General features: G+C 45.5%; 1 protein-coding gene. It reads right to left on the bottom strand.

Going from position 1 to position 319, the window contains the following annotated elements; genetic code table 11:
- Positions 1-106: 106 nt before the first annotated feature.
- Positions 107-319, bottom strand: a 213-nt coding sequence (locus tag AACW06_RS20250) for an IS66 family insertion sequence element accessory protein TnpB (RefSeq protein WP_192076399.1), incomplete at its 5' end; no start/stop codon positions are given.

The raw sequence follows: 319 nt of genomic DNA, 5'->3' as shown, positions 1-319 counted from the left end.
GGCAAATCGGTTTCGGACTCGATAATCGCCGCCAGGCCATTGATAGACTTTCTAAAATCCACGAACTCCCGATACAGGTAAACATTCGGGGCGCTCAACATTCGTTTCATGACAGTGCTCCGATTAACTCTGCCAGATACGAGGCAGGTGTACCCTGTGGAATGCTGAGTTCAGCGTCATGAATAAATAATGTCATGTTGGCGACGGGTGTTTGAGTTAATTGGTAGCGAGTCGTTTTTTCGATAACTTCTGCTTTAACAAAACCACCGATATTGGTTGATTTCGTGGTTTGTAACTGCTGGCGTTTGGCATAAAAGGT

Origin of the sequence: Vibrio sp. S12_S33, assembly GCF_963889785.1 — a bacterium.
Lineage (GTDB): Bacteria > Pseudomonadota > Gammaproteobacteria > Enterobacterales > Vibrionaceae > Vibrio > Vibrio aestuarianus.
Note: the sequence above shows the minus strand (reverse complement) of the source record. Positions and strands in the feature narration are given on the sequence as shown.